Below are 23,593 nucleotides of genomic sequence, written 5' to 3' on the forward strand. Positions count from 1 at the left end.
AAACGCCGCTCGATGCGGCAAGCGGAGCAACATTGACAGCACAGGCCATTCAGCGCGTTCTCACCCTCGAACCCAGCGACAGTCAACATCTGGCAGCCCTTTGCGGACAGCTAAACGAAAACCTGAAACTGATTGAGCAGCGTATGCAGGTGCGCATTGCCGCCCGCGCCAATACCTTTCAGGTCAGTGGCGACGAAGAAGCGGTAGACGAAGCCGTTCACCTGCTCAAACAGCTGTATCGGGAGAGCATTGCCGGCACCAGCCTCAGCCCCGAATCGGTACACCTGCGCATGCAACAGGCCAACAGAGAACAATTTGCCGAGCAAAACAGCGACGACGAGCCCACCGAGGCCCTCGTGATTCGCACTAAAAAGGGCAGCATCAAACCCCGGGGCGGCAATCAGCAGAACTATGTGCGGGCCATTCAGGGCTGCGACGTCAACTTCGGTATCGGCCCTGCGGGCACCGGAAAAACCTATCTTGCCGTCGCCTGCGCGGTAGAGGCGCTGATAAGCCACTCAGTGGAGCGCATTCTGCTTGTGCGCCCGGCGGTGGAAGCCGGTGAAAAGCTCGGCTTCCTACCCGGCGACCTGGCGCAAAAAATCGACCCCTATTTGCGCCCGCTGTACGACGCACTGTATGAAATGCTGGGTTCGGACACCGTCACCAAGCTGATAGAGCGCAATGTGATCGAGATTGCCCCGCTGGCCTATATGCGGGGACGAACCCTCAACGACTCCTTTATCATTCTCGACGAGGCGCAAAACACCACCCGGGAGCAAATGAAAATGTTCCTTACCCGCATCGGCTTCGGCTCGACAGCGGTGATTACCGGTGACGCCACCCAGATTGACCTGCCCCGCGGCACCCCCTCTGGACTGGTTCACGTGATGAAGGTCCTTGATGGCGTTGACGGTATCAGCCTGACCTACTTCCAGTCCCGGGATGTGGTGCGCCACCCCCTGGTACAGAAAATTGTCGAGGCCTATGCCGCCTATGAGGACACCCAGGGCTAACCATGAGCACTTGCACGGCCGATGTGGCCCTGGACCTTGATATTCAGCTAGCCTGTGCCGACAACACGGGTCTGCCCGAAGCCGACAGTTTCCGCCAATGGGCCGCTCTGGCACTGAATGGCCACCGGGAGGACGCCGAACTCACACTCCGGATTGTTGACGAGGCCGAAAGTCAGCAACTGAACGCGACCTATCGCGGCAAAGATGCCCCCACCAATGTACTCTCGTTTCCCGCCGGCCTGCCCCCGGAGCTGGAGTTGCCACTACTGGGCGACCTGGTAGTCTGTCGCCAGGTTGTGGAACGGGAAGCCCGCGAACAAAACAAGGCCGTCTACGACCACTGGGCGCATATGCTGATTCACGGTACACTCCACCTACTCGGCTACGATCATATTAACGATGCCGACGCGGAAGAAATGGAATCACTGGAGATCGCACTGATGGCCCAGCTAGGCATTAGCAACCCTTACGCGTGAATCCATTACCGACGCAACACCCTAAACTTACGCCAAATTAGAGGACAGCACCCAAAATCATGAGCGAAGACCGATCTAGCAACGATCTGGGCGAAAAGACCTGGATCGAAAAAATTGCCCATGCTTTTTCCTCTGAACCAAAAACCCGCGAAGACCTGCTGGATGTGCTCGCCGTAGCCCGCCAGAACGAAGTCATCGACGACGATGCCACCAGCATCGTAGAGGGTGCCATGCACATCAGTGAAATGCAGGCGCGGGAGATCATGATCCCACGGCCGCAGATGGTGGTCCTCAAGGCCTCTCAGCCACTGAGCGAAATTCTGCCTATCATCATTGAGACCGGGCACTCTCGCTATCCCGTCATCGGCGAAAACCTCGACGAAGTGCTTGGCATACTGCTGTCCAAAGACCTGCTGCCACTGCTGTGGAAAGCCGGCCCCGCCGACGACATCGACATGCTGTCGGTACTGCGCCCGGCCACCCTCGTGCCCGAGAGCAAGCGCCTGAACGTCCTGCTGCGTGACTTTCGGGAAAAACGCAACCACATGGCTGTCGTCATTGACGAATACGGTGGCGCCGCCGGACTCATCACCATCGAGGACATTCTCGAGCAGATCGTCGGAGACATCGAAGACGAATACGACGAAGAAGACGACCTGCCCATTCGCAAAATCGCCGACAACGACTTTGTCGTAAAGGCCCTCACTCCCATTGAAGATTTTAACGATTACTTCAAGGCGGAATTGAGCGACGACGAATTCGACACCATCGGCGGCCTGCTGCTGAAATCCTTCGGTCACCTGCCCAGCCGAAACGAGGTCGCCCAGCTGGACCGCTTTGAATTCAAAGTGGTAAACGCCGACCACCGGCAGATCCACCTGCTGCGTATGCGCGAAATTACCCCGGCTTAAGGCCTGCGTTGAACAATTTACTCTGACAAGGTCTACAATGACTCCGTTATCCCGCGAGTCATTTACCTTTGTCGGAGTCCCCATGCCCAGCCACCTGCTCGACAGCCTGAATGCCATTGCCGCAGGTATTCTGCACTACAGCGCCCTGTTATTTGTCATTGCGATTGGCGCGATTGTCGCCTACCTCGCCGTGCTCTATATCAAGGATATGCGCCAGACCCAACACGCGATACGCCGCAACTATCCATTGATCGGCCGTTTCCGCTATTTTTTTGAACATCTGGGTGAGTTTTTCCGCCAGTATTTTTTTGCGATGGATCGGGAAGAACTGCCCTTTAACCGCTCCCAGCGTTCCTGGGTCTACCGCGCCGCCAAAAACGTGGACACCACCATCGCCTTTGGCTCTACCCGCCCCCTCAATCACAGCAATGAAGTGCTGTTTATGAACTGCCTGTTTGCCACCCTGAGCGAAGACGCCGCCCCCACCCACAGCGTCACCATCGGCGAAGGCTACTGCGCACACCCCCACAGCAGCTCGGCGATATTCCATATTTCAGGCATGAGCTACGGCGCCATTTCCAAACCCGCGATACAGGCCCTGTCCGCCGGGGCCAAGGAAGCGGGCATTTGGCTGAACACCGGCGAAGGGGGTCTGTCCCCCTATCACCTCGAAGCGGGCTGCGATCTGGTATTCCAGATCGGCACCGCCAAATACGGAGTACGCGATGAGCAGGGTAATCTGAGTGAAGAGCGCCTGCGCGAAATCGCCGCCTACCCTCAGGTGCGCATGTTCGAGATCAAACTCAGCCAGGGAGCCAAACCCGGCAAGGGCGGCATCCTTCCCGGCGGCAAAGTCACTCCGGAGGTCGCCCGCATACGGGGCATTCCCGAGGGACAAGACTCCATCAGCCCCAACGGCCACCCGGATATTCGCAGTATCGACGACCTGCTCGATATGGTGGTGCGGATTCGCCGTATCACCAACAAGCCGGTAGGGTTCAAGACCGTGCTCGGCTTTTCCGACTGGCTAGACGAACTCGGCGAAGCGATCCACCGCCGCGGCCTCGACAGTGCGCCGGACTTTATCACCATCGACAGTGCCGACGGCGGCACCGGTGCGGCACCGCAAAGCCTGATGGACTACGTGGGCCTGCCGCTGCGGCGCAGCTTGCCCCTTGTCGTCGACAAGCTCAGCGAATACCGTCTGCGCGAGCGCATCAAGGTTATTGCGTCGGGCAAAATGATCAACCCCGCCGAGGCGGCCTGGGCATTGTGCGTGGGGGCCGACTTTATCGTCAGCGCCAGGGGCTTTATGTTCGCCCTGGGCTGTATTCAGGCCCTGCAATGTAATAAAAACACCTGCCCCACCGGGGTCACCACCCACGACCCCGACCTGCAACAGGGATTGGTGCCCGCCGATAAATCCAGGCGTGTGGCAAACTATGCCCGCAACCTGATGCACGAAGTCGGTGTTATCGCCCATTCATGCGGAGTGCGCGAGGCGCGGGCTCTGCAGCGCCGCCACGTCTACCTGATCGACGAGCGCGGCGTACCGGAGCCTCTCACCGACCGCTATCCCGATAAAACACCGCGACCGGAATACCTTATTGCCAGCGACGCCGAGTCGAGTGACACACAAAAAGACACAGCCTGACCCCGGCCCGGGTCACACCGGGCACTGGCTAGCGCACACCCGGCTGGGTAAACTTGGGCGGCGTTGTCAGCGCTGAATGAATCTACTCTGCAACAGACGCGAAGAAATGCGGTCTGTTGCTACTTACACCCGATGGAGTCACCTCTGCATGATGCGGATGCTCGCCCTGATCGCCGGCGCCCTGATCCCCCTGTCCCTCGCCCCATTCAACTACTGGTGGACTGGTCCGATAGCGTTGGCCGCCTTGGCCGCCTGCCTCCAGCACAGCTCCCCACGAGAGAGCTTGCTGCGCGGCTGGCTGTTCGGCAGTGGCAGCTTTCTTGCCGGAGTGTCGTGGATCTACGTGGCGATGTACGTCTATGGCAATACCTCCGCCGCCCTCTCTGCCCTGATGACAGGCTTGTTCTGCCTCGCCCTCGGCTTGGTCACCGGCCTGTTTGCTTACAGCTACAGTCGGTTTTTGCGCACCGAGGGCAGCACCAATATTCTCGGCTTCGCCGCCGCCTGGGTGATATTCGAGTGGTTCCGGGGCTGGTTTATGACCGGCTTCCCCTGGCTTTACCTGGGCTATGCCCACGTCAGTACTCCGCTTTCCGGCTGGGCCCCCATCGTCGGTATTTACGGCCTCAGTTTCTGGACCGCCCTCAGCGGCGCAGCCCTCTATGTTGCGCTGCGCGAATTGCGCTCGCGACCACTTTCCGCCACCCTGCCCCTGCTGTGCTGTGGCGCACTGATGCTGCAAGGACAGTTACTGACAAGCACCGAGTGGACCCAGCTCAAGGAACGCCCGCCCCTGCGCATCGGCGCGGTGCAGGCCAACATTTCCCAGGATAAAAAATGGGACTACACCCATTACTGGAAAACCCTCGAACTGTATGACACCCAATCGGAAAAATTATGGGCCGATGCCGACTTGGTAATCTGGCCCGAGGCCGCAATACCGGCGCTTTATCACCACGCCTTGCCCTTCTTCGACTATATCCGCGAACGGGCCCAGGCCAACAACTCTGCGCTGATTACCGGTGTCCCCACCCGGGACGACGAGGACATGTACAATTCGGTGATGGTCATCAGCGGTGGCGAAGGTACCTATCACAAGCAGCGACTGGTTCCCTTTGGTGAGTATGTGCCGCTGGCGCAATATATTCGCGGTTTGATCAGCTTCTTTGATTTGCCCATGTCGAGCTTCAGCTGGGGCGGCCCCGACCAGGGCCCGCTGCAGGTCAAGGACTGGCTCCTCGCCCCGTCGATTTGCTACGAAATAGTGTATCCCGACCTGGTTGCACGGAGTGCCCGCAACGCCGACGTGCTGTTCACCATCAGCAATGACGCCTGGTTCGGTAAATCCATTGGCCCTGCCCAGCATATGGAAATGGCCCAGATGCGAGCCCTGGAAAACGGCCGCGAACTGATTCGCGTCACCGGCACCGGCATCACTGCCATCACCGACCACCGGGGCCAGATCAAAACCCGCATTCCCGCCCACGAGCAAGCCCTGTTGCGCGGCGCCGTCAGTGCGCGAGAGGGACAGACCCCCTTCAATCGTCTGGGTTCAACTCCCATTATCGCAGGCTGCTTTCTGTTGATTGCTGTCTCGGTGATCCTGCGCCGACGTCAACCATCGCGCAAGATTTAACCCTCATCGCGGTAATTCAATGTGCGGGGCGGTGACAAGCTGCTAAAATGTCGCCTTTTGATTTTTGTCGTACAGAGACCCGCATTGCCAATGGAACAACACTACGCCCCACGCGACATCGAAGCCCGCGCCCAGCAATTCTGGCAGGACAACGCCAGCTTTACCGCGGTTGAGGACCCCGGCAAGGAGAAGTACTACTGCCTGGCCATGTTCCCCTACCCCAGCGGCAAGCTGCATATGGGACATGTGCGCAACTACAGCATCGCCGATGTCATCTCCCGCTACCAGCGTATGCTCGGCAAGAATGTTCTCCAGCCTATGGGTTGGGACGCCTTTGGTCTACCTGCGGAAAATGCTGCGGTGAAGAACAACACCGCTCCCGCCAAGTGGACCGTTGAAAACATCAGCTACATGCGCGGCCAACTGCAACAGCTCGGCTTTGCCTACGACTGGAACCGCGAACTGGCCACCTGCAAGCCTGACTACTACCGTTGGGAACAGTGGTTTTTTACCCGCTTGCTGGAGAAAGGTCTGGTTTACAAAAAGACCTCCGCGGTGAACTGGTGTCCGGTTGATGAAACTGTACTCGCCAACGAACAGGTCATCGACGGCTGCTGCTGGCGCTGCGATACCCAGGTTGAGCGCAAGGAAATCCCCCAGTGGTTTATCAAAATCACTGACTACGCCGACCAACTACTGAATGACCTCGACCAGCTGGATGGCTGGCCCGAACAGGTGCGCACCATGCAGCGCAACTGGATCGGTCGCTCACAGGGTGTGCAACTGCGTTTCGATCTGGAAACCCCTGTTGCCAACACCGATCACTTTGAAGTGTATACCACCCGTCCGGACACCCTGATGGGGGTCACCTACGTCAGCCTGGCCGCAGAGCACCCGATCAGCCTCGCTCTGGCGGAGAACAACCCGGCGCTGGCCGCCTTTATCGACGAGTGTCGCCACAGCTCCGTGGCCGAGGCCGATATGGCCACCATGGAAAAGAAGGGCATGGCCACCGGCATTAACGTACTGCACCCCCTCACTGGCAAAGCCGTGCCACTGTGGATCGCCAACTATGTGCTGATGGACTACGGCACCGGTGCGGTGATGGCGGTACCCGCCCACGACCAGCGGGACTTCGAGTTCGCGCAAAAATACGCGCTGCCCATCACCCAGGTTATCGCCGCAGAGAACATTGACCTCAGCGCCGAGGCAGCGACGGAAAAAGGCACCCTGGTAAACTCCGGTGAGTTCGACGGTATGGACTTCGACGCGGCCTTTGCCGCCATCGCCGACAAGCTCGAGCAGTTGGGCAAGGGTCGTATCACCACCAATTACCGCCTGCGCGACTGGGGGGTTTCCCGCCAGCGTTATTGGGGCGCGCCGATTCCGGTGTTCAACCTGCCCGAGGGCGGAGAGATCCCGGTTCCCGCAGACCGCCTGCCGATACTATTGCCGGAGGACGTCGAGATGGACGGCGTTCAGTCGCCGATCAAGGCCGACCCGGAGTGGCGCAAAGACACCCTCGACGACCGCGATGTCGAGCGGGAAACCGACACCTTCGACACCTTTATGGAGTCGAGCTGGTACTACGCTCGCTTTACCTGTCCCGACTACGAAGACGGAATGCTCGACCCCGACCGCGCCAATTACTGGCTGCCGGTAGACCAATATGTAGGGGGCATCGAACATGCGATTCTACACCTGCTTTATGCGCGTTTTTTCCACAAGTTGATGCGCGACGAGGGGCTGGTCAATACCGACGAACCCTTCAAACAACTGCTCTGCCAGGGCATGGTATTGAAAGACGGCGCCAAAATGTCCAAATCCAAGGGCAATACCGTCGATCCCCAATCGTTGATTGAACAATACGGCGCCGACACGGTGCGTTTGTTCATTATGTTCGCCGCACCCCCGGAGCAAAGTCTGGAGTGGTCTGACAGCGCCGTTGAGGGAGCCAACCGCTTCCTCCGCCGGCTGTGGAAACTGGTGGCGAGCCATGTCGAGGCGGGCAACAGCGCCGTACTGGATACCGGCGCACTCAACCAGTCTCAGCAAGACCTGCGCCGCAAGACCCACGAAACCATTGCCAAGGTCAGCGACGACTACGGCCGTCGCCTCACCTTCAACACCGCTATTGCTGCGGTAATGGAGCTGGTCAACGAGGTATCGCGCTTTGACTGCAGCGGCGATCAGGACTACGCCGTTGTCGGCGAGGCACTGAATGCCACCGTGCGTCTGCTCGCCCCTATCGTGCCCCATATCTGCCACCAACTCTGGCAGGAACTGGGCCACGACGACGCGGTTATCGACGCCGACTGGCCCAGCGTCGACGAAGCCGCACTGGTGCGTAACAGCATCGAGATGGTGGTGCAGGTAAATGGCAAGGTTCGCGCTAAAATCGAAGTGGCCGCCGATGCGGATGCCGACACCGTCAAGACCCTGGCCCGGGAACAGGAAAACGTACAGCGGTTCCTCGATGGTTTGACCATTCGCAAGGAAATTCTGGTGCCGAAAAAACTGGTGAATATCGTTGCGAACTGATTACCTGAAAAGCATCTGTCTGTTGTGCGCGATGGCACTGCTCAGTGCCTGTGGCTTCGCCCTGCGCGGTAGTACCGGCATCGACGCCAGCCAGCAACCGGTGTATATCAGCGGAAGCCGCAACAGTCAGGAGCTGCATCAGGCTTTGAAACGTCAATTCACCATCAATCAGGTTGCGGTGACCCAGCGACCCGGCGAAGCGCGACTGCGGGTTGATGTGCAGTTGCTCGACGCCGAAAAGCGCAGCATCACCCTGGACAGGGAAGCCCGCGACGCCGAGTACGCCCTGTATGAACGTGCCCAGGTGCGCTTGCTCGACGCCCAGGGCAAGGTGCTAAGGGGCCCGCGCACACTCCAGCAACGGCGCTTGGTGGTCAACGACTCCGACAACCCCGTTGGAGAAGAAACCGAGTCCAGTATCGTTCAGGCGGAAATGCGCGAGCAACTCAGCATTCGCCTGGCCCAGCAGGTAGAAATCTGGGCCCGGCAGCTGCACGGAGACGCCAGCAATGCGGCTGCGCCCTGAACAGCTCAATGCCCAGCTTCAGAAGCAATTACTGCCCGCCTATCTCATCACCGGTGACGAGCTGCTGATTCAGCAGGAGTCCGCCGACGCCCTGCGCCACCAGTGCCGCGAGCAAGGTATTCTTGAGCGGGAGGTGCTCGAAGTCGATCGCAGTTTTAACTGGAGTAATTTACTTGAAGCGGGGCAGTCGATGTCCCTGTTCGCCGAACGCAAGTTGATTGAATTACGCCTTAACAACGGCGGTATGGACCAGAAAAGCTCTGCTGTCCTTCAGCAATTTCTGGAAATGTCAGACGGCAGCAATATCCTCCTGATGACCTGCGGCAAGCTCGACAGCCGCAGCATGAATGCCAAATGGGTCAAGGCCATCGACAGTATCGGCGCGGTGGTACAGATCTGGCCCGTCGATCGCCGTCAGCTCGGACCGTGGATTCAACAGCGGCTCAAGGCCAATGGCATGAGCGCCGACCGCGAAGCGGCTGAGTTACTGGCCGACCGGGTAGAGGGCAACCTGCTCGCCGCCGACCAGGAAATCCAGAAGCTGAAAATTTTGGTGGGTGAAAAAGCCATCAATGTGGAAACCGTCGCCTCTGCGGTGGCCAGCAGCGCCCGCTACGATATTTTCAAACTGATCGACGCCGCCCTGGCGGGTCGCGCGGCGCAGGCCCTGCACATGCTCGACAGCCTGCTTGCCGAAGGGGGCGAAGAAATTGCCATGCTCGGCGCCCTGTGCCGGGAGCTGCGCAATCTCAGCAACTGTGCCCAGCAGATGGATCAGGGCACACCGCTGGAGCGGGCGCTGGACGCAGCGCGAGTGTGGGATAAGCGCAAGGAAATGTATCGCGGCGCCCTGCAGCGCCTGTCACTGCGCAAACTTCAGGCCTTGCTGGTCATGGCGGCGGAAATCGATCGGGCGCAAAAGGGGCAAAGCGATGCCAACAGTCAGCTGCTGATGCGCAGTCTGGTCAGTGCCCTCGGTGGGCAGCCACTGCCTGGTCGACAGCGTATCTAGGGCTCTTCTACTCGGGACTCGGGCAGGTCATTTTCAGCCAGAATGGGTGCAGAATCGTAGCCCAAGCGACGGGCAAGTGCCGCTGCCAGAGTGTCCATCAAATTCTCGCGACTCGGCAAGCGGCCAAGCTGGCTGTGCATATCGGTCACTTCCATTCCGATATGTCCGCAGGGATTAATCCGCTGGAACACGCTCAAATCCATCTCGACATTGAGGCTCAAGCCGTGAAAGGTGCAGCCCTTTCTGACCCGCAGTCCCAACTGGGCGATTTTTGCGCCGGACTCAACATACACTCCGGGGGCATCTGCTCTGGGGTGGGCCGGTAGTCCGAGATCAGCGAGCAGTTCGACGATGCTCTCTTCTATCGCCGTCACCAGGTCGCGAATTCCAATGCCACGGCGACGCAAGTCAATCAGCACATAGCCCACCAACTGCCCCGGACCGTGGTAGGTGACTTGCCCACCGCGATCCACCTGCACTACAGGAATATCCCCAGGCATAAGAATATGCTCTGCCTTACCTGCCTGCCCCTGGGTAAAGACCGCCTGGTGTTCGAGAAACCACAGCTCATCGCGACTATCCTCACCACGGCTATCGGTGTAGGCCTGCATGGCGTGCCATACAGGCTCATAGGCCTGATCGCCCAGCAGTCGGCGCTGCCACAATTGGTTTGCCATCACATTACCATTTTAACAAGGCCGGTGGCCTTGAGGTCGGTGTGAATATCCTCCAGCTGGGGTTTGCCGGTAGCAATAATTTTCACCGTCATCGAAATGTATCGCCCACCGCTGCTCAGTCGCTCACTGATGTCGACATCGGCGACCGGCGCCGCATGGCGCGCAAATACCGCCATCACTTTTTCACGGAATTCCGCCACGTTGTCGCCAATCACCTTAATGGGATAGTCGCAGGGAAACTCAATTTTTGGGGGATCAACATTCGCCACAACACCGGCCTCAGGAAATCAGATTCAGGAAGAACAGCACTATGCTGTCCCAAAGCCGCTTGAAGATACTGCCTTCTTCCACAGCTTCCAGTGCTACCAGCGGAATGCGGATTTCCTCCTCACCCTCCAGGGTAACCAACAGCTCACCGTACTCCTGATCGGCGGCAATGGGGGCAATCAACACGTCATCAACATTCAGCTGAGCGTCAAGTTTGTCACTTTTACCCCGGGGAATGGTCAGGTAAACGTCGTCGCGAACACCCAGCGGCACATCGAGGTTGGCGCCCTTCCAAACCTTGGCCTTGATCAACTCGCTGCCGGCGGAATAGAGGTGATGGGTTTCGTGATAGCGGAAGCCGTAGGCGAGCAGTTTCTGGGTTTCCCGCTCGCGACTGCCGGAGCTGCTGGCACCCATCACCACGGAAATCAAACGCATGCCGTCGCGTTTCGCCGACGTCACCAGGCAGTAGCCCGCATCGCTGGTATGGCCGGTTTTCAGACCATCCACACTGTCGTCCGTCCACAGCAGACCGTTGCGGTTGCTCTGGCGAATGCCGTTGTAGAGAAACTCCTTTTCACTATAAAGGGCGTATTCATCGGGGAACTCGATGATCGCCTTGGCCAGTTTGGCGAGATCCCGCGCCGACGTGTAGTGCTCCGAGTGGGGCAGGCCGTGCGAGTTCACAAAGTGGGTATTTTCCAGACCGAGCATTTGCGCATGCTGGTTCATCATTCCAGCAAAGGCATCTTCGCTACCCGCCAGATATTCGGCCACCGCCACGCTGGCATCATTACCCGATGAAATCACCACCCCCTTGTGCAAATCGCCGAGGGTCACTTGCTTGCCCACCTCGATCCACATCAGCGATGAGCCGGCGAATATCGGATTTTGTGCCCAGGCGTTTTTGCTGATGGTAACAAGGTCATCATTGCTGACCTGTCCGCGTTCCAGCTCATAGGACAATACATAACTGGTCATCAGCTTGGTCAGGCTGGCGGGGGGAATACGCTGGTCGGCGTTGTGCTCCACCAACACCTCACCACTGTCGGCGTCCATCAGTAGGTAGGCGCTTGCCGCAATGGTCGGCGCCGCGGGCACCAGACTCTGCTGGGCAAATACCATATTTACCGACACCACAAGGGAGAGAATCACTAGAACGAAGCGCTTCAAAACAGAACCTTTTGAATGTAATGATTGTTTAAGCGAACTGCTCGGCAGTCACCCTGATTAATTGTTCGATCCAAACCGTTAACTGCCGGTTTCTTCAACCAGCAGTGTCGGCTCACCGGCCCAGTATTCACGCAATTGCTTGCGCGCCGCCTGTGCGGCGGGAAAATCTCGCAGCGGCCCGATACGCACGCGATGCAGGGCGCCGCTGCCCTCTTCCTGACTGGTGATTTGTATGGGCAGCTGCATCGGTACCAGACTTTGCTGCAATTGCTCTGCCGCCGAATAATATTTGAACGCTCCCACCTGCAGGAAATAATTCGCTGTGGGGCCCGCTTGCGCTCTATTATCCGTATCTATCACTTCAATTTCCACCGGCGCAGTCCCCTGCTTGGCAAAGCCCAGCTTTACCGCCGCCGCGTAGGACAGGTCGATAATCCGGTCGGAGTGAAATGGGCCGCGATCATTGACCCGCACTATCGCCTCGCGGCCATTGTTCAGGTTTTTAACTTTGACGTAGACCGGTATGGGCAGCGTACGGTGGGCCGCTGTCATTTCGTAGAGACTATAGGTTTCGCCGTTGGAGGTCGCCTTGCCATGGAACTTGGTGCCGTACCAGGACGCCACGCCGCGCTGGCGGAATCCACGATGATCGTCCACCAGCTTATAAGTCACGCCATTGACCACATAGGGGCTCATATTCCCCGCCAGGCGCAATATCTCCGCCCGCGGCACCGCATCTGCAATCCCATCGGGATCCAGCACCTCCGGCGGTGCACCGTCCTGATCACTGGGCGGAAACACCTTGGCCTGGGATGCGCCACCTGACGGCGGCGGCACCGAGGTACAAGCGGAAAGCCACACTACGAGAAGCAGAAGCCCAAGTCCGCGACCCATCATTCAGTTTTCTCGGCAAGGGCACGCTCGTAGTCCGCCTTCACCAACTGGCTGAGCTGGTAGGCGGCCATGGCGTACATCGCGCTGTGGTTGTAGCGGGTGATGACGTAGAAATTTTTCAGACCGATCCAGTATTCATCGCCCTTCTCACCGTCAAACTTCATCGCCGTCGCTTTCAAGTTCAGCGGCAGCTCGCGATCACTGGCAATACCACCGTGGGCCAGCTGCTTAAGGGTTTTGGTCGGTTTCAAACCGGCATTGAACAGGGTTTCGTCTACCGGTTCCGACAACACGGCACCGGTTACCACCGGAGCATCTTTCTTCCAGCCGTGCCGGGCAAAGTAGTTGGCCACACTGCCAATCGCATCGACGGGATTGGTTAAAATATCGGCCTTGCCGTCACCGTCAAAGTCCACCGCATAGGCGCGGTAGCTGCTAGGAATAAACTGGCCGTAGCCCATGGCACCGGCGTAACTGCCTTTGAGATCAAAAGCATCGAAGCTCTGCTCGCGAACCATCAACAGATATTCTTCAAGCTGGCCAAGGAAAAAGGCGCTGCGGCGGGGGTAGTCGAAACCCAGTGTCGCCAGGGCATCGACCACCCGGTAGCTGCCCATATTGCGGCCAAAGCGGGTCTCGACACCGATAATGCCAACGATCATTTCAGCGGGAACGCCGTATTTTTCTTCGGCGCGCGCCAGCGTCTCGGCGTGTTCCTGCCAGAACTGAACGCCCTGGGTAATGCGCACATCCTGAATAAAGATATTGCGATACCGGGCCCAGGTCATCACCGACTCAGCGGGCCGCGACATCGCGTCCAGAATCGATTGCTTACGCTCGGCTTGGGCGAGAATATCCTCGACCCACTTTCGATCAAAGCTGTGTTTTTCGACCATTTTATCGACAAATTCACGACTTTTTTCGTGTTGCCGATAGTCTGCTGTAGCGGGCAGCGCCGCAGTGAGGCTAGCCGCAGCAAGTACCGCCGCCCACAGGCCGCGCAGTGTATTCATTCTCTTCACGATATTCTCTCATTGTTATGCAAGCAGTGATTATTGATGAACCAGTCGCTCATCGGCGTAGATCCCCATCAGAATGCCAAAGCCTATCAGCAAAGTGACGATAGACGTACCACCCTGGCTCACCAACGGCAGCGGTACACCGACAACGGGCAGCAGTCCAGACACCATACCCATGTTAACAAACACATAGACAAAGAAAGTGAGCACAATACTCCCACCCAACAGGCGACCAAAGCTATGTTTTGCCTGAGATGCCACCCAGACACCGCGACCGATAATCAGACCGTACAGCAACAGCAACAGCAACACACCCCGTAGACCATATTCTTCGGCCAACACGGCGATTATAAAGTCGGTATGGCTTTCGGGCAGAAAGTCGAGGTGCGACTGGGTGCCCTGCAGCCAGCCCTTGCCCTCAAAGCCGCCGGAACCGATGGCGGTCTTCGACTGAATGATATTCCAACCCGCGCCCAGCTTGTCACTTTCGGGGTTCAACAGGGTGAGAACCCGCTGCCGCTGGTAGTCGTGCAACACAAATTGCCACATTGGCCAGGCCATCGCCAGTACCAGCCCCATCCCGGAAAAAATCAGCGTCCAGCTAACCCCGGCCAGAAACAGCACAAACATCCCCGACATGGCAACCAGAATCGAGGTACCGAGATCCGGCTGCATGCCGACCAGCACGGTAGGAATACCTATCAGGATCAAACTGAACACCGTGTGCTGCCAGTTGGGTGGCAGCGGATGGGAGGAATAATACCAGGCCACCGTCATCGGTATGATCAACTTGGCCAGCTCCGACGGCTGGAAGCGAAAACCCATTATCGACAGCCAGCGCTGGGCGCCCTTCGCCCCGACACCGAGGAAATGCACAGCGCCGAGCAGAGCGATACAGGCGCAGAACACCAGCGGCGCCCAGCGCTGCAATTGCTCGGGGTGAAGCTGGGCAACCAGTATCATGGCAACAAAGGCGATTGACATGAAACGCGCCTGTCGCAGCACCGTGGCGTAGCTGCTGTCACTGGCACTGTAGAGCACAAACAGGCCCACCCCCGCCAGCGTCATCAACAACACCAGCATCACCGGGTCGATGCGCAGGCGCTGACTGAGACTGCGGCTGCCGGGCATACCGCCACCGCCGGGCAACTGGCGGACAAAATCCGAGTTACTCATCACTTTCTACCTGAGTTGCGGGTGTATCAGCATCTTCGACACTCTGTGGCCCCAGTATGTAGGCATCCATCACTTTACGCGCAATGGGTCCGGCGACGCCGCCGCCACTTTCACCGTTTTCCACAATCACGGCCACGGCAATTTCCGGCGCATCAACCGGCGCAAAGGCAACAAACAGGGCGTGGTCGCGCTTGCGCTTTTCCAGTGCCGCCGAGTCATATTTCGCCCCCTCGGCGATACCCACTACCTGAGCAGTACCGGTCTTGCCGGCGAAGCGGTATTGCACGCCTTTACTCAGTCCCCGCGCCGTACCCTGGGCACCAAAAATCACTTCCTCCATGGATCGCACCACCGCATCCCAATGGGCTTTGGGCACATCGGTCATGGTGCCCAGCAGCGGAGCCACATGCTCCTCACTGCCCACGGCCGCCAGCAGCCGTGGCGCGCGCAGTTCGCCCCTGGACGCGATCACCGAGGTCGCCACCGCCAACTGCAGCGGCGTGGCCAACATAAAGCCCTGACCTATGCCGACGTTTATGGTTTCACCGGGATACCAGTGACCACCGCGAACATCCTGCTTCCATTCGCGAGAGGGCAACAGGCCGCCACGCTCATTGGTATTGTCCACACCGGTGGCATCGCCAAGACCAAAGCGGGCGCCAAAGCTGTGCAGACGGTCGATACCGAGCTTGTAGGCCAACTCGTAGAAATAGACGTCGCAGCTCTGGGCAATGGCCTGTTCCATGTTGATGGAATAGCCGTGACCACCCCGCTTCCAGTCGCGGTAGCGGCGGGTGTCATTGGGTAACGAGAACCAGCCGGGATCAGCAAAGCGGGTTTTTGGCGTGACCGTACCAAAGTGCAATCCCGCCAATGCCCAGATCGGTTTGATCGTCGATGCCGGCGGATACTGCCCCTGCAGGGCGCGGTTGTATAACGGCAGGTCTGGATCATCCTGAAGCGCAGTGTAATCCGCCGAGCTGATGCCGTTGACGAACAGATTGGTATCGTAGCCCGGCGCACTCACCATCGCGACAATGCCGCCGCTGCGCGGATCAATGGCGACAACTGCACCACGCACACCGGCCATCGCGTTGTAGGCAACTTCCTGCACCCCGGCGTCGAGGTGCAGACGAATGTCCCCGCCGGGCAGAGGGTCGTGGCGCTCCAGTACCCGCAGGATTCGCCCGTGGGCATTGCTTTCGACGTTTTGATACCCCACCGTGCCGTGCAGCAGGTTCTCATAAAATTTTTCCAGACCGATTTTGCCGATGTAGTGGGTGCCGCTGTAATTCACCGGGTCGATCTTGTCCTGTTCTTTTTCGCTGATGCGGCCCACATAGCCCAGCACATGGGCAAAGATTTCCCCCTTGGGGTAATGGCGCACCAGCTGGGCGTCGACCTCTAGACCGGGTATTCGATGGCGATTCACCGCTACTCGGGCAATTTCCTCTTCGGTCAGGCGGAATTTCAGCGGCACCGGCTCATAGGGGCGGCGGCGTTTCAGGCGGCGGTAAAACTGCTCAATATCGTCGTCGTTGAGCTCGACAATATCGGCGATCACCTCCAGTCCCTCCGACAGGGAGGGCATACGCTCACGCACCACCGTGAGGGTATAACTGGGAATATTCTCTGCCAGCAGCACACCGTTGCGATCGAAAATCAACCCGCGCTTGGGTGCAATGGGCATCAACTGAATGCGGTTGCGGTCTGACTGGGTAATGTATATTTCGAAGTCGAGAATTTGTAACTGCGCATAGCGGGTGACCAACACCCCGGTCAGCAGCATTACCACCAACACCGACACGAACATCCTGCGCTTGTAGATGCTGCGTTCGCGGGGGGTATTTTTCAGCGTCTGGCGTTTAGGCATGAACGGCCTAGCGGTGATAGGGGTGATTGGCGAGTATGGTCCAGGCGCGATACAACTGCTCCGCAAATACCACTCTCACCAGGGGATGGGGCAAGGTCATGGCAGACAACGACCATTTCTGCCGCGCTGCGCTTAGGCACTCCGCCGCGAGCCCGTCGGGACCTCCCACCAGAATACTGATATTGTCGCCCTCCATTTGCCACTGCCGCAGTGACGCCGCCAGCGACTCGGTGCTCACGGATTTTCCCAATACGTCCAGCGCAATGACCACATCGCCCTTGGGCACCGCCGCCAGCAGGGCTTCGCCCTCCTGGGCTATGGCCCGGCGAATGTCAGTGGTTTTGCCCCGCTTGGCCATGGGCAGCTCGCGAATATCGAGCTGAATCTCGGCGGGCAGGCGCTTGCGATACTCCGCCACTCCGTCTTCAACCCAGGCCGGCATTTTACCGCCGATACAAAGCAGACTAACTCTCATCGTCAGCGTTGGGCACTACCTGCCAGAGGCGCTCCAGATCGTAGAACAGCCGCGCCTCGGGCAACATTACATGAACCACCACATCGCCGAAATCCACCAGCACCCAGTCGGCGCTCTGCTCACCTTCCATCCCCAGCGGGGTATATCCGGCTTTTTTGGCTTCCACCCACACGTTCTGGGCGAGTGACTTTACGTGGCGATTGGAAGTGCCACTGCACACTACCATATAGTCGGTCACACCACTGACGCCGCGTACATCCAGCGTGACGATGTCGCGACCCTTCAAATCGTCCAGGGCTTCTATCGCCAGGGCTTTCAATTGCTCAACTGCCATTAACTTGGTATTCCTGTAGGTTGGGCCTGGTATAAGGCCCAATGATGAATCAGTTCCGCAACCCCGTCGGGTACCAGGTAACGGATGGAACGACCGCAGCGTATACGGTCGCGAATATCACTGGCCGAAATCGGCAGCTGGATCAAGCTCATGCAGTAAAAACCGCCCGCGGCCTGGCGGCCAAGCTCTGACGCCCCGGCCAAACGGCGCGGCGCGCAGAATTCAGTCACTTCGGCGGCCGGTTGCAAGGCAAAATCAGCCCGTTCAATCACCAGCACATTGGCCAGTTCGAACAGCGACTGCCACTGCTGCCAGCGGTGAAGTTGATTATAGGCATCGCTACCCATAACCCAGGTCAGCGCCCTGTCCTCACCAAACTCCGCGCGCATTTGGCGCAGGGTGTCTACCGTGTACGAGGGACGATCCCGCAGCAACTCGCGACCATCGACCACCAGCCCCGGCGTGCCGGCGATAGCCGCCTCGACCATCGCCAGACGCTGCTTGCTGTCGGCACCCGGCGCGCCGCGCAGCGGCGGTCGATGGCTGGGCACCAGCCGAAGTTCCTCGGCGGCAAGGGCCTCGCGCAGCTCGATGGCCGAACGCAAATGCCCGTGATGTATCGGGTCAAAGGTGCCACCGAAGACGATGGTGTGGTGCCTTGCCGCTGTCATTTAACCGCGAATATGGCCATCGCCGAAGACCACCCACTTTTGCGACGTAAGCCCTTCCAGGCCAACGGGGCCACGGGCGTGAATTTTGTCAGTGGAAATGCCGATTTCCGCCCCCAGACCGTACTCAAAACCGTCGGCAAAACGGGTCGAGGCGTTAATCATCACCGAGCTGGAATCCACCTCGCGCAAAAATCGCCGCGCCAGGGTGTAGTTTTCGGTAACAATGGACTCAGTATGCCCGGAGCTGTATTGGCGAATATGGTCCATTGCGGCGTCGATATCGGCGACGACTTTCACCGACAGCACCGGCGCGAGGTATTCGGTCGCCCAGTCTTCCTCAGTGGCGGCCACAGCCTGAGGCAGCAGCTCACAACTGCGCGCACAGCCGCGCAGTTCCACTCCGGCGGCGCTCATCTGTTCACCGATCGGCGGCAGCAGCTCCGCAGCCCGTCGCTCCGCGATCAGCAGTGTTTCCATGGTGTTACAGGTACCGTAGCGCTGGGTTTTGGCATTCACCGCAATCGCCAGAGCCTTGTCTGCGTCAGCGTGATCGTCGATATAAACATGACAAATGCCATCGAGGTGCTTTATCACCGTCACACTGGCGTCGCGGGAAATACGCTCAATCAGCCCCTTGCCGCCACGGGGAACGATAACATCGACATAATCCGGCATTGTAATCAGCTCACCCACCGCAGCGCGGTCAGTGGTCTCCAGCACCTGCACGGTGGTCATGGGCAGCCCCGCTGCCGCAAGGCCTGTGCGAATACACGCGGCCAGCGCCTGATTGGAGTTGATTGCCTCGGAACCGCCGCGCAGGATGGCCGCGTTGCCCGACTTAAGGCACAGGCTGGCCGCTTCGACCGTCACATTGGGCCGCGACTCATAGATAATGCCAATCACCCCCAGAGGCACCCGCATTTTGCCCACCTGAATGCCGCTGGGGCGGTAGTTCAAGTCGGAAATCGCCCCAACGGGATCGGGCAGGGCCGCGACTTGACGCAACCCCTCAATCACACCATCCACGCCAGCGCTGTTCAGGGCAAGGCGGTCAAGCAGTGCGGCATCCAGGCCATTGGCACGACCCGCCGCCAGATCCTGTTCATTGGCTGCAATAATTTCCGAGCGTGCGGCATCGACGGCCTCGGCAATGGCGAGCAGTGCCCGGTTTTTTACACCGCTGTCAGCGGCGGCAATTGCTCGAGACGCCTCCCGTGCCTGCTGCCCCAGTTGCTGCATGTAGTGCCTGACGTCCATCGAAAATCGTTCCCCTCACAATCAGTCGTGATGACGGCACAAAACCGCCGGAAAATAGCGGCACAGTATACCGGAAAGCCCGACGACTCACTATGTGTGGCATTTTTTGACCTACAGACGCGCAGCGCCGTCAGCGCGGCCTCGTCGGGATCAGCTCTCGAACTGCTCCAGCAAGTCGTGAAGGGCATCAAGACGATCCAGCGGCGAGTCGATCGCCAACAGAGGATAGGTATCCGACGCGGGCAAGGGCAGCAGCTGGGCGAGTCGATTCACCAGCTCCCCGGCGCCGTTCACCTCAGCCGACAAGCCGAGCCGTTCGACATGGGGGTGGGAAGTGAGCTGGCGTAACAGACTCTCCATCGACGCACAGTCCGCAGGCAGGGGAATATCCTCCACCTCCTCACACCACTGCACTTCACCAAGATGCAGGCCACTGTCAGCCCGACGGGAGGCGAGCACCTGGAAACGGCGCCCCCCTTCCACAGTTATGCCGAGTAGACCATCGGGCAGCTGATCCCAATCGACAACCCGAGCCTCACAGCCCATCGCTGACAGTTGCGGCGCTTGCTGCCCGGGGTGATCGACCTCGCTCTCACCCGGGGCCAGCAACACAATGCCAAAGCTGCTTTGTTGCCGCATACAATCCCTAATCAAATCCAGGTAGCGCCGCTCGAATATCCGCAGCGCCAGGCGGCCGCCGGGAAACAGCACCGAGCCGAGGGGAAACAGCGGGTATTCCTGTTGCACGCTCTCAGACACCGCGACTTACTCCCCTGCCCGGCGGCTTTCTCCGCTACCGGAAAACTCCGGCCCCATCGGCTTGACCATCAATATCAGCTTGGGCAGTAACATCATTGATCCCAGCAGCGCCGCCAGCATGGCCGCTGCGGTGAGCAAGCCAAAGTAAATACTGGGGGTAAAGTTCGACAGCGCGAGAATAGAGAAACCGAAGACAATAATCACCGAGGTGTAGTACATCGCCTTGCCGATACTGCCGTGACAACGATACATGGTCTCCAGATAATTGCCGCTGCTGGGGAATTCCGACATAAAGCGGTGCACGTAGTGAATCGCATTGTCCACACCAATCCCCACGGTGATCGCCGCAATGGTGATGGTCATCATATCCAAGGGCACCCCGGCCAGCCCCATCACCCCGAGCACCACTCCTGCGGCCAGTAAATTCGGCGCAAGGGCAATCAGGGCCAGACTGAGGGAGCGGAACAGCACCAGGAACATCGCCAGAATAGCGACAAATACCGCGCTCAAGGTCAGGATCTGCGACTTGAACAGGCTTTGCAGCATATTGTTGTACAACACCAGCAAGCCGGTAATCTGTACATCCTCTTCGGCAAAACCCAATTCCTCCACCAGGTGGCGGCGCACCTGCTTGAGTAATTCGTTGCGCTGCAGACTGCGGCTGGTTTCCTTCACCCGCAAGCTGATCCGTGCCTCGTCGATATCGGCAGAGAGATAAGGATCGATAAGAATCGAGTTGATCGACTCGGGCAGCGATCGCTGGGCCAGCGCCAGCTGCAAGTCATCCACATTGCCCATGATGATTTGCATCAACTCATAGAACGTCGCCAGAGACTGTACCTTGCCGGTTTCCGGCAGGCTGTCGAGGTAGTCGTGTACCTCCTGAATCCGGCGCATACCCGCCACGGTGAACCATTCGCTGCTCGCCGCCGAAGCACCTGAGCCACCGCCCCCAAAGTCGTCGAAGGCATCGCCAAAGTCATCGCTGAAATCGTCTGCAGCACCGACATTGGCTGGCTCATCAAAGTCGCCGCCAAACTCATCATCTGCCACCGCCACTGCCACTGGGTCGGCGGGGCGGCGCAGAATAATATCCAGACCAATGGTGCCCCCCAACTCCTCGTCGATGGTTTCCATGCCCTGGTATATCTCGGTATCTTCATGGAAATAGTCGATGAAGCGGTTTTCCACTTTCAATTGCGAAATACCGACGCCACTGACCACCAACATCAATACTCCAACAACGAGAATCGGCAGACCAAAGCGCTCTGTCGCCACCGCGAAATAGCGGGTAAACGATGCCGACTCATCCGCACCGCCCTTTTCCTCTTTCGGTGCCAGCAGCATCAGCAGGCAGGGCAGCACCAGAAAACTGAGGATTAACGCCACCACCACACCGATGGTCATCATCCAGCCAAAATCAATCACCGGACGTATACCGCTCACTACCAACGAGGCAAATGCCACCAGGGTCGTCAGCGAGGTATAGATACAGGGGCGCGCCATCAGCGACACGGTATTGGCCACCCGTTGCATCTGACTGGCCGCCGGGTCGGTTGCCGACAGCTCACGGTAGCGCACCACCAGATGGATATTGATCGCCAGAGTCAGAATCAGCAGCAGGGCGACGAAATTGGCCGAGATCACCGTCAGCCGCCAATCCAGCCAGGCCAGCAAACCGAGCATGAACACAACTGTAAGCACGCAGTTCAACAGGGGAATCAACACCCAGCGCAGGCTGCGGAAAATCACCACCAACAGCACAACGATAAAGGCAAGAATGCCGCTGCCGAAAACCTTCAAATCGCTTTTCACGAAGTCGATCATGTCCACCGAAATCATCGGCACACCACCCAGGAACAGGCTGTCGCCGTTGCGGTACTTGGCCACAATCTCGCGGGCGGCGGCAACCAACTCTTCCTGCCGTTCATGCACCTCGGCGGTGTAGTCGTCCAGGCGTTGCTGGGCCTCAGCCAAGGCGGCCTCGGCACCGGGCTCGCCTTTTAATGACAGTGCCCGCTGCTGATCCCGTGCATCAACCAGTTCGTAAAACTTTTCGTCCCGCTGGAGGTTCACCTGCAGGGCCGTTGTGCTGCCATCAGGGCTGGTCAGCAATGAACGATAAATGGGGCTGGTGGCAAACTCCTGGCGGGCCATATCGATATCGGCCTGCCCATTAGCCAGGGTGGGAATATCGCCGGAGGTCACGTCTGACAATCCTACGGGAGGGCTCTGCAACAGCGGCACATCCAGGATCGAGTTCACCTGGGATACCCGCGGTAATGCCGCCAGGTCATCGCGCAATTTCGCCAAAGTTGCCAACTGCTCCGGGGCGAACAGGTCGCCCTCCGGCTGGAAGGTCACAATCAGAAACTCTTCCGTTTCATAGCGTTTGCTGATCTCCCGGTAGTACTCAAGGGATTTATCCCCCTCCAGCACCAAGGCCTCCGACGAAGCATCCAGCTTGAGATCAGGCAGGTGGCTGCCCAAAAACGCGATCAACGCCAGTAGCGCAACCAACACCCAGGGTGCCTTCGCCAAAACTACCCGCTGATACAATGTCGCCAACGTTGCACTCATTCCGCTTCCTTTATAGTTAAACACCAGGCCACGCCCGGGCTTTTAGTAGATATTCCGCTTGGTTGCGGCCGCACGCAGGGATTATTCGCCCCATCGCGGCAGCAAGGCCTGCTCAACCTCAAGGTGATCCAGCACCCGCGCCACCACAAAGTCCACCACCTCCGCAACGCTGTTTGGCTTGCGGTAGAACCCCGGCGAGGCCGGCATGATGGTCGCCCCCATTTGGCTGAGACTGAGCATATGCTGCAAGTGGATAGTGGACAAGGGCATTTCCCGGGTCACCAAAATCAATTGACGACGTTCCTTAAGCACCACATCTGCAGCGCGCTCTATAAGGTTATTACTGGCACCACAGGCAATCGCCGAGAGAGTACCCGTGCTCGCCGGGCAAACGACCATGCGCGTCGGTGCGCCACTGCCCGACGCGACCGCCGCCATCCAGTCTTCAGCACCGTGTACCTGCAACTGTTCCGGCTCGCATTGGTAGCGCTCGCACAAGTAGCGGTGCAAGGCAGCGGGCTTGGCCGGCAGTTTTTCCTCGGTCTCGGTGGCCACCACCAACAGCGCCGCCTTGGAGATCATAAAATGTACGCGACAGCCGGCCCCCAGCAAACATTCCAGCAAACGCAAACCATATTGCGCCCCCGAGGCACCGGTCATCGCCAG

22 protein-coding genes are annotated in these 23,593 nt (G+C 58.7%); 8 read left to right on the top strand and 14 right to left on the bottom strand.

The window, feature by feature from the left end:
- The first annotated feature begins 32 nt into the window (after window positions 1-32).
- From HCU74_RS16260 to holA, 8 genes are all read left to right on the top strand, one after another.
- Window positions 33-1,016 (top strand): PhoH family protein, encoded by a 984-nt coding sequence (locus HCU74_RS16260; protein ID WP_168451476.1) that lies wholly within the window; start codon window positions 33-35, stop codon window positions 1,014-1,016.
- Between the two features lie 2 nt (window positions 1,017-1,018).
- Window positions 1,019-1,492, top strand: coding sequence for an rRNA maturation RNase YbeY (gene ybeY / locus HCU74_RS16265; RefSeq protein WP_168451477.1), 474 nt, complete (start codon window positions 1,019-1,021; stop codon window positions 1,490-1,492).
- Between the two features lie 59 nt (window positions 1,493-1,551).
- Window positions 1,552-2,403 (top strand): CorC family transporter, encoded by an 852-nt coding sequence (locus HCU74_RS16270; RefSeq protein WP_168451478.1) that lies wholly within the window; start codon window positions 1,552-1,554, stop codon window positions 2,401-2,403.
- Window positions 2,404-2,485: 82 nt separating this feature from the next.
- Complete coding sequence (locus HCU74_RS16275; protein WP_168451700.1) at window positions 2,486-4,057, top strand: FMN-binding glutamate synthase family protein; 1,572 nt, start codon at window positions 2,486-2,488, stop codon at window positions 4,055-4,057.
- A gap of 148 nt (window positions 4,058-4,205) precedes the next feature.
- Complete coding sequence (lnt, locus tag HCU74_RS16280) at window positions 4,206-5,693, top strand: apolipoprotein N-acyltransferase (RefSeq protein ID WP_168451479.1); 1,488 nt, start codon at window positions 4,206-4,208, stop codon at window positions 5,691-5,693.
- 90 nt (window positions 5,694-5,783) lie between these two features.
- Window positions 5,784-8,234 (top strand): leucine--tRNA ligase, encoded by a 2,451-nt coding sequence (leuS, locus tag HCU74_RS16285; protein ID WP_168451701.1) that lies wholly within the window; start codon window positions 5,784-5,786, stop codon window positions 8,232-8,234.
- A complete protein-coding gene (locus HCU74_RS16290; RefSeq protein ID WP_168451480.1) occupies window positions 8,224-8,760 on the top strand; it encodes an LPS-assembly lipoprotein LptE in 537 nt (178 codons plus the stop codon). The genes leuS and HCU74_RS16290 overlap by 11 nt, the downstream gene beginning before the upstream one ends.
- Window positions 8,744-9,772 carry a DNA polymerase III subunit delta gene (gene holA / locus HCU74_RS16295; protein ID WP_168451481.1) on the top strand — a complete coding sequence of 343 codons (1,029 nt, stop codon included), beginning with the start codon at window positions 8,744-8,746 and terminating at the stop codon, window positions 9,770-9,772. Before HCU74_RS16290 ends, holA begins: the two co-directional genes overlap by 17 nt.
- Here holA and lipB read toward each other — a convergent pair.
- The 14 genes from lipB to HCU74_RS16365 all read right to left on the bottom strand — a co-directional run bounded on the left by lipB (window position 9,769) and on the right by HCU74_RS16365 (window position 23,587).
- Window positions 9,769-10,449, bottom strand: coding sequence for a lipoyl(octanoyl) transferase LipB (gene lipB / locus HCU74_RS16300; RefSeq protein WP_168451482.1), 681 nt, complete (start codon window positions 10,447-10,449; stop codon window positions 9,769-9,771). The genes holA and lipB overlap by 4 nt on opposite strands.
- Window positions 10,449-10,718 carry an HP0495 family protein gene (locus HCU74_RS16305; protein WP_168451483.1) on the bottom strand — a complete coding sequence of 90 codons (270 nt, stop codon included), beginning with the start codon at window positions 10,716-10,718 and terminating at the stop codon, window positions 10,449-10,451. Before HCU74_RS16305 ends, lipB begins: the two co-directional genes overlap by 1 nt.
- 10 nt (window positions 10,719-10,728) lie before the next feature.
- Window positions 10,729-11,841, bottom strand: a complete 1,113-nt coding sequence (locus tag HCU74_RS16310) for a D-alanyl-D-alanine carboxypeptidase family protein (RefSeq protein WP_168451702.1) — start codon at window positions 11,839-11,841, stop codon at window positions 10,729-10,731.
- A gap of 126 nt (window positions 11,842-11,967) precedes the next feature.
- Window positions 11,968-12,786 carry a septal ring lytic transglycosylase RlpA family protein gene (locus tag HCU74_RS20200; protein ID WP_168451484.1) on the bottom strand — a complete coding sequence of 273 codons (819 nt, stop codon included), beginning with the start codon at window positions 12,784-12,786 and terminating at the stop codon, window positions 11,968-11,970.
- Complete coding sequence (gene mltB / locus HCU74_RS16320; protein WP_168451703.1) at window positions 12,783-13,796, bottom strand: lytic murein transglycosylase B; 1,014 nt, start codon at window positions 13,794-13,796, stop codon at window positions 12,783-12,785. Before mltB ends, HCU74_RS20200 begins: the two co-directional genes overlap by 4 nt.
- A 39-nt stretch (window positions 13,797-13,835) precedes the next feature.
- Window positions 13,836-14,978, bottom strand: a complete 1,143-nt coding sequence (gene rodA / locus HCU74_RS16325) for a rod shape-determining protein RodA (RefSeq protein WP_168451485.1) — start codon at window positions 14,976-14,978, stop codon at window positions 13,836-13,838.
- On the bottom strand, window positions 14,971-16,851 hold the full coding sequence (gene mrdA, locus HCU74_RS16330; RefSeq protein ID WP_168451486.1) for a penicillin-binding protein 2: 1,881 nt from the start codon (window positions 16,849-16,851) through the stop codon (window positions 14,971-14,973). Before mrdA ends, rodA begins: the two co-directional genes overlap by 8 nt.
- A gap of 7 nt (window positions 16,852-16,858) precedes the next feature.
- The gene (rlmH, locus tag HCU74_RS16335; protein WP_168451487.1) at window positions 16,859-17,326 is read right to left on the bottom strand and encodes a 23S rRNA (pseudouridine(1915)-N(3))-methyltransferase RlmH; all 468 of its coding nucleotides are present in this window, start codon (window positions 17,324-17,326) and stop codon (window positions 16,859-16,861) included.
- Window positions 17,316-17,660 (bottom strand): ribosome silencing factor, encoded by a 345-nt coding sequence (gene rsfS, locus HCU74_RS16340; RefSeq protein ID WP_168451488.1) that lies wholly within the window; start codon window positions 17,658-17,660, stop codon window positions 17,316-17,318. The genes rlmH and rsfS overlap by 11 nt, the downstream gene beginning before the upstream one ends.
- Window positions 17,660-18,331: a nicotinate-nucleotide adenylyltransferase gene (gene nadD, locus HCU74_RS16345; protein ID WP_168451489.1), complete on the bottom strand. Its 672-nt coding sequence runs from the start codon at window positions 18,329-18,331 to the stop codon at window positions 17,660-17,662. Before nadD ends, rsfS begins: the two co-directional genes overlap by 1 nt.
- Window positions 18,332-19,588, bottom strand: coding sequence for a glutamate-5-semialdehyde dehydrogenase (locus HCU74_RS16350; protein ID WP_168451490.1), 1,257 nt, complete (start codon window positions 19,586-19,588; stop codon window positions 18,332-18,334).
- 150 nt (window positions 19,589-19,738) lie between these two features.
- Window positions 19,739-20,347, bottom strand: coding sequence for an LON peptidase substrate-binding domain-containing protein (locus tag HCU74_RS16355; RefSeq protein WP_168451491.1), 609 nt, complete (start codon window positions 20,345-20,347; stop codon window positions 19,739-19,741).
- A 6-nt stretch (window positions 20,348-20,353) separates the two neighbouring features.
- A complete protein-coding gene (locus HCU74_RS16360; RefSeq protein ID WP_168451492.1) occupies window positions 20,354-22,927 on the bottom strand; it encodes an efflux RND transporter permease subunit in 2,574 nt (857 codons plus the stop codon).
- 81 nt (window positions 22,928-23,008) lie between these two features.
- A complete protein-coding gene (locus HCU74_RS16365) occupies window positions 23,009-23,587 on the bottom strand; it encodes a flavin prenyltransferase UbiX (RefSeq protein ID WP_168451704.1) in 579 nt (192 codons plus the stop codon).
- Window positions 23,588-23,593 lie beyond the last annotated feature (6 nt).

The sequence above is a fragment of the Spongiibacter thalassae genome (assembly GCF_012272835.1).
GTDB classification, from domain to species: Bacteria; Pseudomonadota; Gammaproteobacteria; order Pseudomonadales; family Spongiibacteraceae; genus Spongiibacter; species Spongiibacter thalassae.

Excerpts from the sequence above, each read along its gene's own strand:
- HCU74_RS16310 (WP_168451702.1), bottom strand. The coding sequence starts at position 11,841 with ATGGTATTTGCCCAGCAGAGTCTGGTGCCCGCGGCGCCGACCATTGCG.
- holA (WP_168451481.1), top strand. The coding sequence starts at position 8,744 with ATGCGGCTGCGCCCTGAACAGCTCAATGCCCAGCTTCAGAAGCAATTA.
- HCU74_RS16275 (WP_168451700.1), top strand. The coding sequence starts at position 2,486 with ATGCCCAGCCACCTGCTCGACAGCCTGAATGCCATTGCCGCAGGTATT.
- nadD (WP_168451489.1), bottom strand. The coding sequence starts at position 18,331 with ATGACAGCGGCAAGGCACCACACCATCGTCTTCGGTGGCACCTTTGAC.
- rlmH (WP_168451487.1), bottom strand. The coding sequence starts at position 17,326 with ATGAGAGTTAGTCTGCTTTGTATCGGCGGTAAAATGCCGGCCTGGGTT.
- HCU74_RS20200 (WP_168451484.1), bottom strand. The coding sequence starts at position 12,786 with ATGATGGGTCGCGGACTTGGGCTTCTGCTTCTCGTAGTGTGGCTTTCC.
- mrdA (WP_168451486.1), bottom strand. The coding sequence starts at position 16,851 with ATGCCTAAACGCCAGACGCTGAAAAATACCCCCCGCGAACGCAGCATC.
- mltB (WP_168451703.1), bottom strand. The coding sequence starts at position 13,796 with ATGAATACACTGCGCGGCCTGTGGGCGGCGGTACTTGCTGCGGCTAGC.
- lnt (WP_168451479.1), top strand. The coding sequence starts at position 4,206 with ATGATGCGGATGCTCGCCCTGATCGCCGGCGCCCTGATCCCCCTGTCC.
- rsfS (WP_168451488.1), bottom strand. The coding sequence starts at position 17,660 with ATGGCAGTTGAGCAATTGAAAGCCCTGGCGATAGAAGCCCTGGACGAT.
- HCU74_RS16270 (WP_168451478.1), top strand. The coding sequence starts at position 1,552 with ATGAGCGAAGACCGATCTAGCAACGATCTGGGCGAAAAGACCTGGATC.
- rodA (WP_168451485.1), bottom strand. The coding sequence starts at position 14,978 with ATGAGTAACTCGGATTTTGTCCGCCAGTTGCCCGGCGGTGGCGGTATG.
- ybeY (WP_168451477.1), top strand. The coding sequence starts at position 1,019 with ATGAGCACTTGCACGGCCGATGTGGCCCTGGACCTTGATATTCAGCTA.
- lipB (WP_168451482.1), bottom strand. The coding sequence starts at position 10,449 with ATGGCAAACCAATTGTGGCAGCGCCGACTGCTGGGCGATCAGGCCTAT.
- HCU74_RS16350 (WP_168451490.1), bottom strand. The coding sequence starts at position 19,588 with ATGGACGTCAGGCACTACATGCAGCAACTGGGGCAGCAGGCACGGGAG.
- HCU74_RS16365 (WP_168451704.1), bottom strand. The coding sequence starts at position 23,587 with ATGACCGGTGCCTCGGGGGCGCAATATGGTTTGCGTTTGCTGGAATGT.
- HCU74_RS16360 (WP_168451492.1), bottom strand. The coding sequence starts at position 22,927 with ATGAGTGCAACGTTGGCGACATTGTATCAGCGGGTAGTTTTGGCGAAG.
- leuS (WP_168451701.1), top strand. The coding sequence starts at position 5,784 with ATGGAACAACACTACGCCCCACGCGACATCGAAGCCCGCGCCCAGCAA.